Source organism: Uliginosibacterium sp. H1 (genome assembly GCF_036017065.1).
In the GTDB taxonomy this organism is placed as follows: Bacteria; Pseudomonadota; Gammaproteobacteria; order Burkholderiales; family Rhodocyclaceae; genus Uliginosibacterium.
Window position 1 is genome coordinate 236,078 of record NZ_JAYXHR010000001.1, and the last position, 16,676, is coordinate 252,753.

General features: G+C 66.4%; 18 protein-coding genes. 5 read left to right on the plus strand and 13 right to left on the minus strand.

What is annotated here, in order from left to right:
• Nucleotides 1-67: 67 nt before the first annotated feature.
• On the minus strand, nucleotides 68-652 hold the full coding sequence (locus tag VVD47_RS01065; RefSeq protein WP_327601548.1) for a phosphoribosyltransferase family protein: 585 nt from the start codon (nucleotides 650-652) through the stop codon (nucleotides 68-70).
• 290 nt (nucleotides 653-942) lie between these two features.
• On the opposite strand from VVD47_RS01065, the gene VVD47_RS01070 reads away from it, so the two are divergent.
• The 3 genes from VVD47_RS01070 to VVD47_RS01080 all read left to right on the plus strand — a co-directional run bounded on the left by VVD47_RS01070 (nucleotide 943) and on the right by VVD47_RS01080 (nucleotide 2,535).
• The gene (locus VVD47_RS01070) at nucleotides 943-1,335 is read left to right on the plus strand and encodes a hypothetical protein (protein WP_327601549.1); all 393 of its coding nucleotides are present in this window, start codon (nucleotides 943-945) and stop codon (nucleotides 1,333-1,335) included.
• A 91-nt stretch (nucleotides 1,336-1,426) separates the two neighbouring features.
• The gene (locus VVD47_RS01075) at nucleotides 1,427-1,684 is read left to right on the plus strand and encodes a hypothetical protein (RefSeq protein ID WP_327601550.1); all 258 of its coding nucleotides are present in this window, start codon (nucleotides 1,427-1,429) and stop codon (nucleotides 1,682-1,684) included.
• Nucleotides 1,681-2,535: an SDR family oxidoreductase gene (locus VVD47_RS01080; RefSeq protein ID WP_327601551.1), complete on the plus strand. Its 855-nt coding sequence runs from the start codon at nucleotides 1,681-1,683 to the stop codon at nucleotides 2,533-2,535. Before VVD47_RS01075 ends, VVD47_RS01080 begins: the two co-directional genes overlap by 4 nt.
• 324 nt (nucleotides 2,536-2,859) lie before the next feature.
• On the opposite strand, the gene VVD47_RS01085 is transcribed toward VVD47_RS01080, so the two are convergent.
• From VVD47_RS01085 to fliF, 12 genes are all read right to left on the minus strand, one after another.
• A complete protein-coding gene (locus VVD47_RS01085) occupies nucleotides 2,860-3,162 on the minus strand; it encodes a hypothetical protein (protein WP_327601552.1) in 303 nt (100 codons plus the stop codon).
• 98 nt (nucleotides 3,163-3,260) lie between these two features.
• Nucleotides 3,261-4,379, minus strand: coding sequence for a Gfo/Idh/MocA family protein (locus VVD47_RS01090; protein WP_327601553.1), 1,119 nt, complete (start codon nucleotides 4,377-4,379; stop codon nucleotides 3,261-3,263).
• A 191-nt stretch (nucleotides 4,380-4,570) separates the two neighbouring features.
• Nucleotides 4,571-4,729 carry a hypothetical protein gene (locus VVD47_RS01095; RefSeq protein WP_327601554.1) on the minus strand — a complete coding sequence of 53 codons (159 nt, stop codon included), beginning with the start codon at nucleotides 4,727-4,729 and terminating at the stop codon, nucleotides 4,571-4,573.
• Nucleotides 4,730-4,949: 220 nt separating this feature from the next.
• Nucleotides 4,950-5,390 (minus strand): flagellar motor switch protein FliN, encoded by a 441-nt coding sequence (fliN, locus tag VVD47_RS01100; RefSeq protein WP_327601555.1) that lies wholly within the window; start codon nucleotides 5,388-5,390, stop codon nucleotides 4,950-4,952.
• Entirely contained in the window at nucleotides 5,383-6,402 is a 1,020-nt protein-coding gene (gene fliM, locus VVD47_RS01105; protein ID WP_327601556.1) for a flagellar motor switch protein FliM, read from the minus strand. The genes fliN and fliM overlap by 8 nt, the downstream gene beginning before the upstream one ends.
• A 36-nt stretch (nucleotides 6,403-6,438) precedes the next feature.
• On the minus strand, nucleotides 6,439-7,023 hold the full coding sequence (locus VVD47_RS01110) for a flagellar basal body-associated FliL family protein (RefSeq protein ID WP_327601557.1): 585 nt from the start codon (nucleotides 7,021-7,023) through the stop codon (nucleotides 6,439-6,441).
• A 157-nt stretch (nucleotides 7,024-7,180) separates the two neighbouring features.
• Nucleotides 7,181-8,368, minus strand: coding sequence for a flagellar hook-length control protein FliK (locus tag VVD47_RS01115; RefSeq protein ID WP_327601558.1), 1,188 nt, complete (start codon nucleotides 8,366-8,368; stop codon nucleotides 7,181-7,183).
• A gap of 75 nt (nucleotides 8,369-8,443) precedes the next feature.
• Complete coding sequence (gene fliJ / locus VVD47_RS01120) at nucleotides 8,444-8,899, minus strand: flagellar export protein FliJ (protein WP_327601559.1); 456 nt, start codon at nucleotides 8,897-8,899, stop codon at nucleotides 8,444-8,446.
• 17 nt (nucleotides 8,900-8,916) lie between these two features.
• Nucleotides 8,917-10,326, minus strand: coding sequence for a flagellar protein export ATPase FliI (fliI, locus tag VVD47_RS01125; protein WP_327601560.1), 1,410 nt, complete (start codon nucleotides 10,324-10,326; stop codon nucleotides 8,917-8,919).
• Nucleotides 10,316-11,056 (minus strand): flagellar assembly protein FliH, encoded by a 741-nt coding sequence (locus tag VVD47_RS01130; RefSeq protein ID WP_327601561.1) that lies wholly within the window; start codon nucleotides 11,054-11,056, stop codon nucleotides 10,316-10,318. Before VVD47_RS01130 ends, fliI begins: the two co-directional genes overlap by 11 nt.
• Before the next feature lie 153 nt (nucleotides 11,057-11,209).
• On the minus strand, nucleotides 11,210-12,220 hold the full coding sequence (fliG, locus tag VVD47_RS01135) for a flagellar motor switch protein FliG (protein WP_327601562.1): 1,011 nt from the start codon (nucleotides 12,218-12,220) through the stop codon (nucleotides 11,210-11,212).
• Nucleotides 12,201-13,928, minus strand: coding sequence for a flagellar basal-body MS-ring/collar protein FliF (gene fliF / locus VVD47_RS01140; protein WP_327601563.1), 1,728 nt, complete (start codon nucleotides 13,926-13,928; stop codon nucleotides 12,201-12,203). Before fliF ends, fliG begins: the two co-directional genes overlap by 20 nt.
• Before the next feature lie 197 nt (nucleotides 13,929-14,125).
• On the opposite strand from fliF, the gene VVD47_RS01145 reads away from it, so the two are divergent.
• Together VVD47_RS01145 and VVD47_RS01150 are read left to right on the plus strand one after the other, a co-directional pair.
• Nucleotides 14,126-15,280 carry a sensor histidine kinase gene (locus VVD47_RS01145; RefSeq protein ID WP_327601564.1) on the plus strand — a complete coding sequence of 385 codons (1,155 nt, stop codon included), beginning with the start codon at nucleotides 14,126-14,128 and terminating at the stop codon, nucleotides 15,278-15,280.
• The gene (locus VVD47_RS01150) at nucleotides 15,277-16,647 is read left to right on the plus strand and encodes a sigma-54-dependent transcriptional regulator (protein WP_327601565.1); all 1,371 of its coding nucleotides are present in this window, start codon (nucleotides 15,277-15,279) and stop codon (nucleotides 16,645-16,647) included. Before VVD47_RS01145 ends, VVD47_RS01150 begins: the two co-directional genes overlap by 4 nt.
• The last annotated feature ends 29 nt before the right edge of the window (nucleotides 16,648-16,676 follow it).

Sequence of the window (16,676 nt, forward strand, 5' to 3'; positions counted from 1 at the left end):
GGTAGACCAGCGCCAGACAAAAAAGGCCGCGAATCATCGCGGCCTTTTTTCTGGAGAATCCTGAGCCTTACTTGCGCAGCACGGCCTTGCCTTCGACGAGCGCTTCCACCTGCGCCAGCGTCACGATAGGTACGCCAGCCGCTTCGATCAGCGCATGGCCGCGCTTGAAGCATTTCTCCACCAGAAAGCTTGCCGCCACCAGCTCCAGCTTCGCTTCGCGTGCCATGTCGATCAGTGCGGCGGCGGTGCGGCCATTGCTGAGGAAGTCGTCGACGATGGCCACGCGCGCGCCCTCCGGCAGGTAGCGCTGCGACAGCACCATGCGGTACTGGCCGCCCTTGGTGGGGGATTCGAGGATGCGCGAGAGCATCGGCGTCTCCACGTCCGGGTGGTACTTCTTGGCGTAGACCAGCGGCAGGCCGAGTTGCAGGGCCACCATCAGGCCGGGGGCGATGCCGCTGGCCTCGGCGGTGAGGATCAGCTCCGGTTCGAAAGCGCGCAGGCGCTCGGCGATCTCGGCCGCCATCTGCTGCATGAACGCGGGTTCGATGCGGTGATTCAGGAAGTGATCGATCTTGAGGATGTCGTTGCCCTGGACGATGGCCTCGGTCTCGATGCGGGCAATCAAGGGGGCAAAAGGTCTGTTCAGCATGCTGCAAATCTCCGCGCCGGTGGGACTCACTGTGGCCCCGCCATAAGTCTTTGTAAAGGAGCGGGATTCTATCGGTTCCGGCGCGCCGTTTCGCATCTGTTGCAAGCAGCCTCTCAAAGGGCTGACGTGGGTCAGATCGGCGCTGTCGGACGCCGCTGACAAGCTTCCGCTTTGGCGCCCTACAGTGCTTCGCGCTGCCCTCTCATGGGGCGGGCGGGCGTGGCTGGCCACAATCCAGTCATGCCGGACGGTGAAGCCGTGCCATCCCGCCGTTCGAGGAGACAGAAAACATGAATGCGAATACCCGGAAATCCCCGCCCCTGCTCGCCAGGCGGCCCTCAGCGTGGCTGCAGTCCGGTTGCGCGGTGCTTGGCCTGATGCTGCTGACAGCCTGTACCGACAACGACGCCTCGCAGCCCTTCATGGTGCCGGAGCGGGCTTCCTCGTTGAAGCTGCCGGTCGATGTCGCCAGCGACGAACCGGACGTGCTGACCGCCAGTTCCGCCTGTGCTGCCAGCATGCTCAAGGCTTACGCCCAGGGCGTACGCAGCCTGACCGTCGAGCCGCCTGACCAGTCCGGTCCGATGGCCTGGCCGGAAACCCAGCCGGTTTCCCGCCGCGGTTGCGACCGCGAACCGTCGCCCGCCCAGCTTTTCACGGCGGCGCCGGCAAAGCAGGTCTGACCGTCTTCGCAACTGCAGGATCCGCCAGAAGCACGACGGCCTGTGCCGTCGTTGCTGCCGTGGCGCAGCCCAGGATGACAGGAGAGCAGTCATGCCATTGAAATCCGGAAAGAGTCGTTCGGCGATCAGCCAGAACATCAAGACCCTGATGCACGAGTACGACGAGAGCGGCGAGATCGGCACCAGCCATCCTCCCAGCCGCCAGCGTGCCTCGAAGCAGGCGGTGGCCATTGCCTTGCGCAAGGCCGGCGTGTCCCGCAACCAGCCGGGCAACAAGCGTTCGGCGCCGCGTCGCTCCCGTGCCAGCCGCCGCAGCGCCGGCCGGCGTGGGGCAGGGAGTGAGCGATGACTGCTGCCACCCTCAACCCGCCGCAACACCAGGACCGGCAGCCGGGGCTGGAATCTGAAATGAATCCGCTGCCGGTATCGGAGATGCCGGATGCGGGAGGCTTCAGGCTCTGCGGGCAGGTCGCCATCGTGACCGGCGGCGACAGCGGCATCGGCCGCGCGGTATCCATTGCCTACGCCAAGGAGGGTGCGGATGTGGTGATCGTCTATCTCGACGAGCACGGCGACGCCAACGACACGGCAGGGAAGATCCGCGAACTGGGCCGTCAGTGCCTGCTGCTTGCTGGCGACGTCGGCGACCCGGCGTTCTGTCGGGAAGTAGTGGATCGCACGCTCGGACAGTTCGGGCGTCTCGACATCCTGGTGAACAACGCGGCGGAACAGCACCCGCAGGACAGTCTCGCGGACATCGATGCAGCCCAGCTGGAGCGCACCTTCCGCACCAATGTCTTCAGCATGTTCTACCTGACGCAGGCGGCGCTGCCGCATCTCAAGTCGGGGGCCCGCATCATCAACACGACCTCGGTCACGGCCTATCGTGGCAACCCGACCTTGCTGGACTATGCCTCGTCCAAGGGCGCCATCGTCGCATTCACCCGCTCACTGTCCCAGCAGCTGGTGCCCAAGGGAATTCGCGTCAACGCCGTGGCCCCCGGCCCGGTGTGGACGCCGCTGATTCCCTCCACCTTCGACGCCGAGAAGGTCTCGCATTTCGGCGACCAAGTGCCGATGAACCGGCCGGGCCAGCCAGCGGAAATCGCACCGGCATACATCTTCCTCGCGAGCAGTGACTCCTCTTACATGAGTGGCCAGGTGCTCCACCCCAACGGCGGCGAGGTGATCAATGGCTGACGCCCCGGACAAGCCGTCGCGCAAGGAGGGGCCGCAGTCGCCCCAACCCAGGCCCGAGCATCCCGACCCGGTCGATCCACCGCTGCCACCCGATGAGCCGCCGGCGGAACATCCGGCGACCGATCTGCCCGAACCGGTAAGACCGCCACCGCCCGGCGACCTTCCGGATGAGGGTGGCGGGCCGAAGTGGGTCAGCTGATATCCGTTGAGGCGCCGCGCGAAGGTTCGAACGGCAGCAGCGACAGAAAGAAAGGCACCCGAGGGTGCCTTTCTTTTCTGCGACATCTTGCGACGTTCATTGCAGCTTGCGTACGCTCCGCCGCCTCAACCGCCAGACTTGTTGCCGTCCGCCTGCCCCGCATCGTGAGAGGCCGCTGGTGCCTGGTCTGCCTGCACAGCACCCTTCGGCGTCGTTGGCGCCTCGTCTGCCTGGCATACACCGTTGCGGCACAACTCACGTTCATGCTCCTTCTGTTCAGGAGGGCTGATGGAGATCGGGTCGCTTGCCGGAAACGAGTACTCGTTCGCCAGGTCCAGTGCGTCCTCTTCGTCCGGATTGGGGCCCAGCGGCGCCTGTGTCGTACCGGGACTGCCGGGTGCATTGCGTATCGAATGTGGCGTGCTCATGACTGCCTCCTGAGTAACTGGGTAAGTAAGCGTTCCGCGCGACCGGTCACTGATGATCGTGACGTGCGCGCAAAAGAACGCGGAAGGAACGGTGAGGCTCAGCCCTGGCCCGGTTCGGTCGCGTCCACGAGTTCGGCGCCGGCGTTGGGCGGCATCCGCATGACCTGCGCCGGTTGCGGACGCATCGGCACGTCCAGCGGATCCAGCACTTGCGAAGTACCTGACAGCAGCGAGCGTTCGATGGCGGCGATCACGCGCACGTCCGCCAGGCCCTCCAGACCATCCGGTTCCGGCGGACGCTCATCGAGGATGCAACGGGTGAAATAGCTCAACTCGCCAGCGAACTGGTCTGTCGCCGGAAATTGCTCCTCACGGGTGCTCTCGCCCTGCAGGGTCGTAAGGTGCAAGCCGGACTCGAAGTCGAAGCCGGGCGACAGCCGCAATGCGCCGCTGCTGCCGACGATCTCGTATTCGTCCACGCGCTGTGCGCTGTAGCTCACGGTGAACTGCGCCAGGCGTTGTTCGGGGAAGACGAGCGTCACCGCAACGGTGTCGTGCAACGGGGGCCCGCCGTCGGGACTCTGCACGCCGAAGGCCCACACCAGGATGGGCTCCGCGCCGAAGATGTTGCGCGCGGCGTTGATCGGGTAGGGCCCCATGTCGGCCACCGGTCCCGCCCAGAAGCCCTGCTGGGCACGGTGGTTGGACGCGGCGACATGCTGCGAGAACGTGGCGGTGAAGAAGCGCGGTACGCCGATGGCGCCAGCGCGCACGCGACGTATCGCTTCCAGCGTCGCCGGCTCGAAATGCAGGCGATAGGCGATCATCAGGCGGGCGCCGCTGCGCTGTGCCGCGGCGTTGATGGTCTCGCACGCGGTTACACCGATCGCCATCGGTTTCTCGAGCAGCACATGCTTGCCGGCATTCAGGGCGCGCACCGCGTAGTCGGCGTGCTGCGCATTCGGCAGGGCGACGAAGACGGCGTCGATCTCGTCGCTGTCGAGCAAGGCGTCGTAGCCCTCATAGGGCAGCGTCTTCACGCTATAGCGTGCGCCCAGCGCTTCAGCCTTGTCGTCGTCGCCAGTGACGATGGCGACGAGCCGGGAGTCCGTGGTCTGCGCGAAGGCCGGCAGGATCGCGGACTGTGCAATCCAGCCGGCGCCGACGACGGCATATCGTACGACCTGACTGGTGTTGCCCGCCGTGGCTGTTGCCATGCGTAAGCTCCTTGTGTGCGCGCGCCGAAGCCATCTTCCGCAATCGGCTGCAGATATGCGTTACGTCGTGCGCTTTCCGATGTCTTTACCGACCCGCCCTTTGCCGTTCAAAGAACACAAGGAGCAGTCCGACGCGGCAGTGCCAGGTTTTTCGCTGGTCCTGCCACGGTCGCTGGTCCTGCCACGGCGCCTCAGCAGGCCAGCGCGCGGGGAGATTCCGGCTCGCGCACGATGATGCGTGGCGGCTCCAGGTCGTTTTCGGTTTCCGTGGGCGCGTCGTCGACGGTGCCCGGCTCGACAGGGATGTCTTCGTCATTTTCCGCGGCGAGCGGGAGGTATTGCATGTCCATGGCGATCTCCTTGCTGGATACATAGACGATTGGCTGATGCACGAGACGCGACGCATCCCATGCATGCTTCATTTATGCAGCAGTGCAGCAAAGCAGACTGTAGGAGGATGCCGTTAGCCGCGTAGGAAGGACGCCGGCAGGTCTATCGGGCAAGGCGCAGGGCTGCGCCGCGGAGACAGGAGCGGCGAGGCAGAGGCCTCGCCGTCCGGGAGGATGCGCGTCAGCCGCGCAGCTTACGCACGCGTTCCGACGGCGTGATGATGTCGGTCAGGCGGATACCGAACTTGTCGTTCACCACGACCACTTCGCCCTGGGCGATGAGGGTGCCGTTGACCAGCACGTCCATCGGCTCACCGGCCAGTGCATCGAGCTCCACCACCGAGCCGTGTGCGAGTTGCAACAGGTTGCGGATCGAGATCTTGGTGCGGCCGAGTTCCACCGTGATCTGGACAGGGATGTCCAGGATCAGGTCGAAGTCGTTCATCGACGTGGGCTTCGCGCCCGGTGCATCGAAACTGGGAAACAGGTTGGAGGCGGGTTGGGCCTGGGGCTGCGTCGCCATGGCGGCATCGACTTCCACCTGCTCCTGCATGGCCGCAGCCCAGTCGTCCTCGCTGATCGCCTCTTCGGTTTCGCCGTTGGCGGTATCGGTGTCAGCCATCTTGTTGTCCTCCAAGTTTGCTGGCGATCAGGTTGATCTCGGTGTCTTCAGGCTTGATGAAGCGTTCCACCTTGAGCGCGTAGCGGCCGTTCTGCACGCCGTACTTGCTCTCCAGCACGCCCACGCCATCTACGGCGGCGCGGATGAATTCAGGTACTTCCAGCGGGACGACGTCCCCGGGTTTGAGTTTGGCCAGGTCGCGCAGCGTCAGCGTGGCCGTGGCCAGGTTGGCCACCAGCTCGATGTCCACGCTGTGCACCTGCTTGCTCATGAGGCTGACCCAGCGCTTGTCCTGCGTGATGTGGTCGGACTGCATGGAGCTGTACAGGATGTCGCGGATCGGCTCCATCATCGAGTACGGGAAGCAGATGTGCATGTCCGCCTGCGCGCCGCCAAATTCCAGCGTGAAGGTGGTGGCCACCACGATCTCGCTCGGCGTGGCGATGTTGGCGAACTGCGAGTTCATCTCGCTGCGGATGTATTCGAACTGCAGCGTGAACACCGGCGCCCAGGCGCGCTCGTACTCGGCGAACACCACCTTTAGCAGACCCTGGATGATGCGTTGTTCGGTGGGCGTGAAATCACGGCCTTCCACACGGGTGTGGAAGCGGCCGTCGCCGCCGAACATGTTGTCGACAACCAGGAACACCAGGTTGGGGTCGAACACCATCAGGCCGGTGCCGCGCAGCGGCTTGGCCATGATGAGGTTGAGGTTGGTGGGCACCACCAGGTTGCGGACGAACTCGCTGTACTTCTGCACGCGGATGGCGCCGACCGACACCTCCGCGTTGCGGTGCATGTAGTTGAACAGGCCGATGCGCAGGTAGCGCGCAAAACGCTCGTGGATGAGCTCCAGCGTGGGCATGCGCCCGCGGACGATACGTTCCTGCGTAGCCAGGTTGTACGAGCGTATGCCACCTTCTTCGGCTTTCTCGTCCGGTTCGTCCAGGTCGCCGGTGACGCCCTTCAAGAGGGCATCAACTTCTTCCTGGGAGAGAAAATCCTGGGCCATGGTGCGTGTCGTCCGTGCGCTGCGTGATCGCTGCTGTTACTGCACGATGAACTGGGTGAAGTAGACCGACACCACCGGGCCGGCGGGCGGCTCGTAGTTCTTCTTCTTCACCTTCGGCGGCGGGGGCGGCTCCCACCCCAGCACTTCGTTGGAGACGTCGGTCAGTTCCAGCGTCAGGTTCTGCCGACCATCCGGCGTGGTCACCTCGGACGGCTTCTTGGAAGACATCAGGGCAAGCATCTCGTGGCGCAGCTGCGGCATCAGTACCTTGATCTGCTCGGAGATCTTCTCGTCCGTGACGCGCAGCGTGATGACGACCTGCAGGAACTGCTCGGCGTTCTCCGGCTGCAGATTCACCGTGAAGGGTTCCAGCGCGACGAAGATCGGCGGCTTCTTCGGGTCGAAGGCAGGCTGGGCGGCGTGCTCTTCCTCCACCTCCTCGGCGTGTTCCTCGTCGCCAGCAGCGGTCTTGCTCTGTTTCTTGCCGAGCAGCAAGCCTGCGCCTGCACCGACCGCACCCGCCACGACAACGACGAGCAGGATGATGATGAGCATCTTCTTGCTCTTCTTCGGCGGTGCGTCGCCAGCGACTTCTTCCTTCTTGGGGGCTTCCTTGGCCATATCGATCCTGTGGAGCTATGTACTGGATTTTCCGGAGATTGCTACTTCCTGAAGCCTCAATTAACGGAAGCAGCGGGCCTTAAATGAAGGGTTGGATTGCCGGAGAAATACATGAACTCGTACATGAGCTCGCGTGGGTTCAGCAAAACATGGGGCGTCAGGCGAAGGTATCCACCAGGCCGACACCCTGGCGGCCGGCGAATCCGCGGCTGCTGCCAAGGCCTGCCATGTCGCCCTGTGACGACAGGCCGGTGTCTCCGCCGAAGCGGCGACCGCCCTGGCCCTGGTGCTGGTCGCCCTGGCCGCTGTGGTTGCTCTGGCCGGCGCTGACATGGGCCTCGCCAAGCTGGATGCCGGCCTGCGACAGGATTTCACGCAGGCGCGGCATGGCGTCCTGCAGGGCTTCGCGAGCCACCGGGTTGGCGGCGACGAACAGGGCGGAGGCCTGTTCGCCTTCCATGTGGATCTTCACTTCCACGCGGCCCAGTTGCGGCGGCGTCAGCACCAGTTCGGCAATCCCGTTGTCCTTGTTTGCCACCCACGCGACCTTTGTGCCTACTTCGTCCGCCCAGCCGCGATGGCCCACCGGGCTGTTCACGGTGTGACGGCTGGGAATGTCCTGCGCGTTGCTGGGGGCGGGCTGTTGCGCGTAGGTCGCCTGCACCTGGGCGGTAGCGTCCTGGCGGGGCGTCACGGCATCCACCGCGACAGTGCTGGCCTGGTTGCTGACCACGTCGGTCTTGACCGGCTGTTCGCTTGTCTTCGGCTGGATGATGACCGGGCTGTCGTCGGCCGTCGTGTCCGCGGCCTGTTGCGTATCGGCCTTGGCGGTGGCATCCACGGCCTGGGCCAGTACCGGCGCGGCGGCGGTGGACGATTGGGTGTCCTGCGTGGCGGCATCGACCTTGGCGTCGGCGGCAAGGCTTGCCGCGTTGCCGGCAGGGTTAGCCGGCAGCGGCGTGGCGCTTGCCGTCGGCGCGGCATCGGTGACGACGATTTCGGCCACGGCTTCGCTGGTCGCCGGCGCTTCCGCGGGTACTTCGGCCTGGCTGGCGAGCAGGGCGGCGAGCTGCGCGGCGGCTGCGGCCTCGCTGGCCTGCGTGCTGGGTTCGGTCGTGGGTTCGGTGTCGCTGGCAGCGTCTTCGGTCTTGCTGGAAGCCCCGTCTTTCCTGGCTTCCGCCTTGGTTTCGCTGTCGGTGCGGCGCTGGTCGCGCAGCACCTGGGCGAAGGTCGGCTTGCCTTCGCTGGCTTCGGTAGCCTTGTTCTCGCTGGCGTTACCGGCGCCGGCTTCGGGCGGGCGCACGGGGGTAACGGGGGCGGTGGCGGCGAGAATCATGTCGGGCATGGCGTTTCCTTCGTTTAGCTGGGCTGCGACCCATCTTTGCAAAGGCTGTGCCAGGCGCCTGACGGCCAGGCGTTGCTACTGGTCGTGCTCGTCCTCGCCACTCTTGAAGTGCTTGGCGGCGTGTTCGTCGCTCTGCCGCTGCTCCTGCTTGTTCTCCTTGCGCTGCTGCTGCTGGAGTTGCCGCTGGGAGAGGGTGTCGAAGGCCTTCAGGCGGTTGCGCTCCTGCATCCACTGCTGCTGCCCGGCCACGGTCAGGCGCTTCTGGTGGTCGGTCACTTGCTGCTGCTGGAGGATGGCGTCGTCCAGCTTGGCGAGGAAGGCGCTGTAGTTGCGCATGTCGGCAGGGCCCATGCCGTTGCGCACGGCCTCCATGTAGCGCTTGCGGTATTCCTCGCGGTAGTCGGTCAGCAGCTGCAGCTTCTCGGCCGCCGTGCGTTCGCCGGCCAGGCACTCGGCCAGGCGTCGCGTGGCGGAATCCACGCGGTCCTTGGCCATGTCGATGAGGGCTTCGAGCGGGCTCTGCCGGGTCATGGCGTGTCAGCCTTCCTTCACATCTGCTCGCCGAACAGGCCGTGCAGCGCGGCCAGACTGTCCTCGAATTCCGCCCGTTCCTCGATCTTCTGCTGCAGGAAGTTCTCCAGCGCCGGGTACATGCGTACGGCTTCGTCGAGGAGGGGGTCGGCGCCCTGTTGGTAGGCGCCCACCGCGATGAGGTCGCGCGAGCGCTGATAGCGGGAGAACAGCTGTTTGAAGCGGCGCACGAGATCGAAGTGGGCGGGGCGCACGAGGTTGTGCATCGCCCGCGAGATCGACTGCTCGATGTCGATGGCGGGGTAGTGGCCCTGGTCCGCGAGCGCGCGGGTCAGCACGAAGTGGCCGTCGAGGATGGCGCGCGCCGAGTCGGCGATCGGGTCCTGCTGGTCATCGCCTTCGGCCAGCACGGTGTAGAAGGCGGTGATCGAGCCGCCACCCTCGGCACCGTTGCCCGCGCGTTCCACCAGCGCGGGCAGGCGGGCGAACACACTGGGCGGGTAGCCGCGGGTCACTGGCGGTTCGCCGATGGCCAACGCGATCTCGCGCTGCGCCATGGCGTAGCGGGTCAGCGAATCCATGATCAGCAGCACCTGCTTGCCCTGGTCGCGGAAATGTTCGGCGATGCTGGTGGCGTAGGACGCGCCCTGCAGGCGCATCAGGGGGCTGGTGTCGGCCGGCGCGGCGACGACCACGGAACGGGCCAGGCCTTCGGCGCCGAGGTTGTGCTCGATGAACTCCTTCACCTCGCGGCCCCGTTCGCCGATCAGGCCCACCACCACCACGTCGGCTGCGGTGTAGCGGGCCATCATGCCAATCAGCACCGACTTGCCGACGCCGGAACCGGCGAACAGGCCCACGCGCTGGCCGCGGCCGACGGTCATCAGGCCGTTGATGGCACGGATGCCGACATCCAGCGTGGCGGAGATGGGCGCGCGGCCCAGCGGGTTGACCGGGCGGCTCTGCAGGGAACGGGTGTTCTGGGTGCCCAGCGGGCCGAGGCTGTCGAGCGGACGGCCGGCGCCGTCGAGCACGCGGCCCAGCAACTCGTCGCCGACCGGCAGGTGCTTGGCGCGGTCGGAAGCCCGGCGGCGGGGGACGACGCGCTCGCCGGTGGTGGGGGTCGGCTGCACCGGCTCGTTGGGAATCACCTGGGCACCGGGCGCCAGGCCGAACACGTCGTCGGTGGGCATCATGAACAGCTTCTCGCCTGAGAAACCGACGACTTCGCATTCCACCGAGCCACCGCCCGGCACCATCACGCGGCAGCCGGAACCCAGCGACAGCTTCAGTCCGGCGGCCTCCATGACGAGGCCGTTGATGCGGGTGAGGCGGCCGGACACCTGCAAGGGCGTCGTGGCGCGCGCGATCTTCTCGCAGTCGCGCAGGTAGTTCTTCCAGACATCGGTGAAGTGCTCATTGGCCATGGCCGTTGGCACCTCGTGCGTGGTCGTCGAACTGCGCGGCATCCTGGCTCAGGTGCTCCACCACCCGGCGCCAGCGGGTCTGCAGCTGGGCGTCGATCTGGGTGCCGGCGGCCTCCACGGTGCAGCCGCCGCGCAGGATGTGGTCATCCTCGACGATGCGGTGGGCCACGCTGTCGAAATGCTCGCCGATGTACTGGCGCGCCAGCGCGGCGTCCGCCGGGTTGAGGCGGATGGTGGCGTGTTGCTGCGGCAGCTGGTTGAGCGCTTCGCGGATGACGGTGAGCAGGGCCTCCGGGCGCTCGACGACGGTGTCGCGGACAACCTGGCGGGCGATCTCCAGCGCGAGGGCCTGGATCTCGTGGGCAATCTGCTGGTCCATGTGGCTCAGCGCCTCGTCCAGGCCGGTGAGCATCTGGTGTAGCTCGGCAGCCTCCATGCGGCCACGCGCCGCGCCTTCCTCATAACCGGCGGCATAGCCCTCGCGGGCGGCGTCATGCTGGATGCGCTCGATGTCCTCGGCGGTAGGCAGGGCCACGCCGGGGACGATCTCGAAGGGAAGGTCCTCGGCGGGTTGTTCCGTGGCGGGCATCGCGGCCGCGACGTTGCCGTCCTCGGGCACGGGGTCCGGCCCGACTGCCTGTTCCGGCACGGAGAGCGCGAAGTCTTCCGGTTCCCAGCGCTGGAACGCGCCGGAGGCCTGGTTGGCGGGGATCATCATGCTGGCTGCCATGTCCGTCGTCTGCAGGGATTGATTGAAGGCATCCGAAGCGAAGTCATCCGAAGCGAAGTCATCCGAAGCGAAGTCATCCGAAGCGAAGTCATTCGAAGCGAAGTCATTCGAAGCGAAGTCATTCGAAGGCAAGGCATCTGAAGCCTCATCGCCTTACACGAAGGCGTCGTCGCCACCCTTGCCACCCAGGGCGATCTGGCCTTCCTCGGAGAGGCGGCGGGCGATCTTGAGGATCTCCTTCTGCGACGCTTCCACTTCGGAGAGGCGCACCGGGCCGCGTGCCTCCAGATCCTCGCGCAGCATTTCCGCCGCGCGGGTACTCATGTTCTTGAAGATCTTCTCGCGCATGTCCGGCGCGGCGCCCTTCAGCGCGATGATGAGCTGGTCGCTCTGCACCTCGCGCAGGATGACCTGGATGCCGCGGTCGTCCACCTCCATGAGGTTCTCGAACACGAACATCTCGTCGAGGATGCGCTGCGCCAGGTCCGGGTCGTACTCGCGCACGTTGTCCAGGATGGCGGTCTCGGCCGCACTGCCGACGAAGTTGAGGATGTCGGCCGCATGTCGCGTGCCGCCCATCGAAGCCTTCTTCAGCGACTGCGCGGAGCCGGACAGCACGCGCGTCAGCGCTTCGTTGAGTTCCTTCAGCGCGGTGGGCTGCACGCCGTCCAGGGTGGCGATGCGCAGCAGCACGTCGTTGCGCTGGCGGTCCGGGAAGTGGCGGATGATCTCGCCGGCGTGGTCGTACTCCAGATGGACCAGGATGGTGGCGATGATCTGCGGGTGTTCGTTCTTGATGAGGTCGGCGGCGGTGGCCGCGTCCATCCACTTCAGCGACTCGATGCCGGCGGTGTCCGATCCCTGCAGCACGCGCGAGATCAGGTTGGCCGCGCGCTCGTCGCCCAGCGCCTTGGTCAGCATGACGCGGATGGTCTCCTCGTCCGGCTCGATGCTGGTGCCCTTGGCGGCGTAGAGCTGCAGCTCGTCCAGCAGCTTCTCGGAATGCTCGCGGGATTGCGGTGGCATCTTGGCCATCGCGGCGCCGAGCTTCTGCACCTCGCGGGGGGACAGCAGCTTGAGCACGCCCGCCGCCTCGTCCGGGCCGAGCGTGAGCAGCAGCAGGGCTGCGTTGTCCAGTCCGTCGCTAGCGTCGTTCTTCGGCACCGGCGCCTCCGTTCAGCCATGTCTTGATCAGTTGCGCCACGATGCGCGGGTCCTTCGCCGCGATGTCGCGGGCGCGGGCCACCTTCTTCTCGAAGCTCATCTTGGCGAGTTCCGCCTCCAGCACTTCCGGCGGGATGTCCTCTTCGCCGGCTTCCTTGCCTTCGCCCTCGGCGGCCGCGGCAGCCTCGGCAGCGGCGGCTGCCGCTGCGGCTTCGCGTTCCGCCTCGGCTTCCTCTTCCTCCTTCGTCGGCACCGGCATCACGGTGCGCAGCAGCGGGCGCAACACGCCGAAGGCCACGAAGGCGATCACGCCGAGCAGCACCAGCCAGCGTGCGGCTTCCTTGGCCAGTGCCAGGATTTCCGGGTCCTTCCACCAGGCGACGGTGATGATCTCCGGCCCCGGTGCATCGGTGAACGGCGCGTTGGCGACGTTCAGCGTATCGCCACGCTGTTCGCTGAATCCCACGGCCTCGCGCACCAGCGCGGTGATCTTCTGCAGCTCGGCCTCGGGCAGCGGCGTCATCTGCACGTCGCCGCGCGGATTGCGTTCCGATTTGTGGTTGACCACGACAGCGACGGAAAGTCGCTTGATGCTGCCGAGCGAACGGCGGATGTGCTGGATGGTCTTGTCCAGCTCGTAGTTGGTGGTGGCGCTCTTGTTCGTCGTGAGCGGCACCGGCGCGCTGGCGCCACCCGGCGGCACTTGCGGTGTGGTGATGGGGGCGGTGGCCGGCACCGGCGGCTGGTTGGACAGCGCGCCCGGCACGCCGGCGGCCGGCGGCTGGTTGGTCTGGTTGTCCACCGTCTGCTGCGAGCGGATCGCCGTGTTGGGCGGCGGGTTGGGCTTGTAGAGCTCCGAGGTCTGCTCGGTGGCGTCGAAGTCCACGTCGGCAGCCACCTGCACGCGGAAATTCGGCTCGCCCAGCAGCGGCATCAGGATGTTCTGCACGCGCTTGATATAGGCCGCTTCCACTTCCTCGACGTATTGCAGCTGGGTGGGGTCCAGGGCGGCCAGGCGGGCGTCGCGTTTCTGGGTCAGCAGGTTGCCGCGCTGGTCGATGACGCTGACCGCTTCCGCCGCCAGCTTCGGGACGCTGGACGAAACCAGGTGCACGATGCCGGCGACCTGCGCCGGTTCCAGGTTGCGGCCGGGGTGCAGGTTGACGACGACCGACGCGGTGGGCTTTTCTTCGTCGCGCAGGAAAGCCGTCTGCTTCGGGATGGCGAGGTGGACCCGCGCGCCACCCACCGCGGCCAGCGACTGGATGGTGCGTGCCAGCTCGCCTTCCAGGCCGCGCTGGTAATTGATCTGCTCATGGAACTGGGAGATGCCGAGCTTCTGTCCCTCCATCAGCTCGAAGCCGACCAGCCCGCCCTTGGGCAGGCCTTGCGAGGCCAGCAGCAGGCGCAGCTCGTTGGCGCGATCCGACGGGACCAGGATGGTGGCGCCGTTGGCCTCGACCCGGTAGGGAATGTTCTGCGCCTGCAGTGACGTGACGATGGCGCCGCCGTCCTTCTCGGCCAGATTGGAGAACAGCACCGAGTACTGCGGCTGGCGGCTCCATAGCCAGACGCCCACCAGCAGGGCGACGGCGAGTGCGAGCGCAACCGCGCCGGCCATCTTCTGGCGCGGCGTCAGTTTGTTGAAATTGTCCGCAATCGTCTGGAAAGGCGAGGGCGGTGGTGCAGCCAGTACGTCTTCGGCCATGTCGGCACTCCATCTAGACGCATCCCATACGGTGGGTGCGCCATTTCGGATGGGCGCATTCTGCGCGGCACCCGGCAAGCCGGACCGGTCAATAAGCGGCATTTTTTGCCGGTTTATCGCAAGGCCCTGTACCAGACTGGATGGATACAGTGCGAGCCAACGTGGGCTGCCCACGCTCTGCTCGCTGGCCGATGCTGATGAACGAACCGCTTGTGAAGGACGACACCGCCACACCGATGGATGCCGCCAGCCTGGCGCAGGCTTTCCAGGCTTTCGCACGGGCGTCCGACGAGCTGACCAACGCCTACAGCGGGCTGCAGGACCAGGTGGCGAGCCTGACCGACCGCCTGCGCCTGCTGCTGGCGACGCTGCCGGCGGGTGTGCTCATCGTCGACCGCGACGGCACCGTGGAGCAGATCAACAAGGCGGCGCGCGCGATGCTCGGCGAAGAGGTGGCCGGCCGCACCTGGGCGGAGGTGGCGCAGGTCTGCCTGGCGCCCACCGACATGCCGGGCGAATGGAGCTGGCAGCCGCTGCAGGGCGAGTGCGCCGTGGAGCGCGTCTCGATTTCGCAGAGCGAGGTGGAGCAGAGCGGTGGCCGCCTGATCCTGCTGCACGACTCCACCGAGGCATACCGCATGCGCCAGCAGGTGGCGCGTACCGAACGGCTGGCCTCGATGGGCGAGATGGTGGCCGGACTGGCTCACCAGCTGCGCACGCCGCTGGCGGCGGCGCTGCTCTACACCGGGCATCTGGCCAGCATGGACCTGCCGCCGGCAAACCGCGCCGACGTGGCGCAGCGCTCGCTGGAGCGCCTGCGTCACCTGGAGAGACTCATCACCGACATGCTGATGTTCGCGCGCGGCGAAGCGCTGGGGCGTGAGGCATTCGGCATCTGCGAGCTGGTCGGCGAACTGGCGCACACCATCGAACCCGTGGCCAGCCGCCAGAGCGCGCAGTTCACCACCGATTGCCTGGCGGGCAGCGAAACCCTGTTCGGCAACCGCAAGGAACTGGCGGGCGCCTTGCTCAACCTCCTGGAGAACGCGCTGAACGCGGTTGGCAGCAAGGCCCCTGACGGCGCCGTGATGCTGACCGCCAGCGTCAGCGAGGGGCAGGCGCGTTTTATCGTCAGGGACAACGGCCGCGGCATCCCGCCGGCCCTGCAGGCACGCCTGTTCGAACCCTTCTTCACGACGCGCGCCGAAGGCACCGGGCTGGGCCTGGCGATTGCCCGCGGCGTGGCCCGCGCGCATGGCGGCGACATCGCACTGCAGTCCGAGCCGGGCGTCGGCACCGAATTCACCTTCAGCATTCCCCTCGCACCCGCGACGAACGGAGCGAACGCATGATCGAAACCCTGAACATCCTGGTCGTGGACGATGACGCTGGCCTGCGTGATGCCATCGAGCTGATCCTGTCCTCCGCCGGCCATCGCGTCACGCTGGCCGCCAGCGGACCGGAAGCGCTGGAAAAGCTGGGCGGACGTGCCTTCAACCTGGTGGTGACCGACCTGCGCATGGACCCCATGGACGGTCTGGAGCTGCTCGGCCAGATCCGCGCCCGCCAGCCGCAGTTGCCGGTGCTGCTGATGACGGCGTTCGGCGACGTCGACAAGGCGGTCGCCGCCATGCGCGGTGGTGCCTGCGATTTCCTGATGAAGCCCTTCGAGCCCCCGGTGTTGCTGGAGGCGGTGCGTCGCTATGCCAGCGTTGCGCCGGGCCAGGAAGACATGGTGGCGGAGGACCCGCGCACCAGACAGACCCTGCAGATGGCCGCCCGCGTCGCGGAAACCGACGCCACCGTGCTGCTGACCGGCGAGTCCGGCACCGGCAAGGAAGTCTTCGCGCAGTACATCCACCAGCATTCGCGCCGCAAGAGCGGCCCCTTCGTGGCCATCAACTGCGCGGCGATCCCCGAGAACCTGCTGGAAGCCACGCTGTTCGGATACGAGAAAGGCAGCTTCACCGGCGCCCAGACGGCGCAGGCCGGCAAGTTCGAGCAGGCCCAGGGCGGCACCATCCTGCTCGACGAAATTTCCGAGATGCCGCTGGGCCTGCAGGCCAAGATGCTGCGTGTGCTGCAGGAGCGCGAGGTCGAGCGGGTGGGCGGCAAGAAGCCGGTGAGCCTGGATATCCGCGTGCTGGCCACCAGCAACCGCGACATGCAGCGCGAGGTTCATGCCGGACGTTTCCGCGAGGACTTGTTCTACCGGCTGAACGTCTTCCCGCTGGCGATTCCCAGCCTGCGCGAACGTCCGGGCGACGTGCTGCCGCTGGCCCGGCATTTCATCGCCCGGCACGGCGAGCGGATCGGCAAAACGGCAAAAATTGCCGGCGATGCGGCGGCAGTTCTTGCCGGTTGGCACTGGCCCGGCAATGTGCGGGAACTTGAGAACACCGTCCAGCGTGCCTTGATCCTGGCCGCCGGCGACACGATCAGCGACGACGACGTGCGGCTGTGCCTGCCGCCTCCAGGTATGGCAACCGCGCCGGCGCCCTTGCCGGACGCGGCTTTCGCAGTACCCGCCATACCCGTGCAACCCGTTTCAAATCAACGCCCTGCCAACATGAAGGACCTGGAGCGCGACCACATCCTGGAAGTGCTGAAGTCGGTCGGCGGCTCCCGCAAGCGTGCAGTGGAGCAGCTCGGCATCTCGGAACGGACCTTGCGTTACAAGTTGCAGCAGTACCGTGAAGAAGGCTATACAGATATCTGAGCCACGTCGGCGTCGTCGTTGCACCTTCG

Bases quoted from the DNA above. Each gene is read 5' to 3' on its own strand.
- VVD47_RS01115 (WP_327601558.1), bottom strand. From the start codon at position 8,368: ATGCCCGACATGATTCTCGCCGCCACCGCCCCCGTTACCCCCGTGCGC.
- VVD47_RS01075 (WP_327601550.1), top strand. From the start codon at position 1,427: ATGCCATTGAAATCCGGAAAGAGTCGTTCGGCGATCAGCCAGAACATC.
- VVD47_RS01090 (WP_327601553.1), bottom strand. From the start codon at position 4,379: ATGGCAACAGCCACGGCGGGCAACACCAGTCAGGTCGTACGATATGCC.
- VVD47_RS01130 (WP_327601561.1), bottom strand. From the start codon at position 11,056: ATGGCAGCCAGCATGATGATCCCCGCCAACCAGGCCTCCGGCGCGTTC.
- fliN (WP_327601555.1), bottom strand. From the start codon at position 5,390: ATGGCTGACACCGATACCGCCAACGGCGAAACCGAAGAGGCGATCAGC.
- VVD47_RS01145 (WP_327601564.1), top strand. From the start codon at position 14,126: ATGAACGAACCGCTTGTGAAGGACGACACCGCCACACCGATGGATGCC.
- fliI (WP_327601560.1), bottom strand. From the start codon at position 10,326: ATGGCCAATGAGCACTTCACCGATGTCTGGAAGAACTACCTGCGCGAC.
- VVD47_RS01065 (WP_327601548.1), bottom strand. From the start codon at position 652: ATGCTGAACAGACCTTTTGCCCCCTTGATTGCCCGCATCGAGACCGAG.
- fliF (WP_327601563.1), bottom strand. From the start codon at position 13,928: ATGGCCGAAGACGTACTGGCTGCACCACCGCCCTCGCCTTTCCAGACG.
- VVD47_RS01070 (WP_327601549.1), top strand. From the start codon at position 943: ATGAATGCGAATACCCGGAAATCCCCGCCCCTGCTCGCCAGGCGGCCC.
- VVD47_RS01095 (WP_327601554.1), bottom strand. From the start codon at position 4,729: ATGGACATGCAATACCTCCCGCTCGCCGCGGAAAATGACGAAGACATC.
- VVD47_RS01080 (WP_327601551.1), top strand. From the start codon at position 1,681: ATGACTGCTGCCACCCTCAACCCGCCGCAACACCAGGACCGGCAGCCG.
- VVD47_RS01110 (WP_327601557.1), bottom strand. From the start codon at position 7,023: ATGGCCAAGGAAGCCCCCAAGAAGGAAGAAGTCGCTGGCGACGCACCG.
- fliJ (WP_327601559.1), bottom strand. From the start codon at position 8,899: ATGACCCGGCAGAGCCCGCTCGAAGCCCTCATCGACATGGCCAAGGAC.
- VVD47_RS01085 (WP_327601552.1), bottom strand. From the start codon at position 3,162: ATGAGCACGCCACATTCGATACGCAATGCACCCGGCAGTCCCGGTACG.
- VVD47_RS01150 (WP_327601565.1), top strand. From the start codon at position 15,277: ATGATCGAAACCCTGAACATCCTGGTCGTGGACGATGACGCTGGCCTG.
- fliM (WP_327601556.1), bottom strand. From the start codon at position 6,402: ATGGCCCAGGATTTTCTCTCCCAGGAAGAAGTTGATGCCCTCTTGAAG.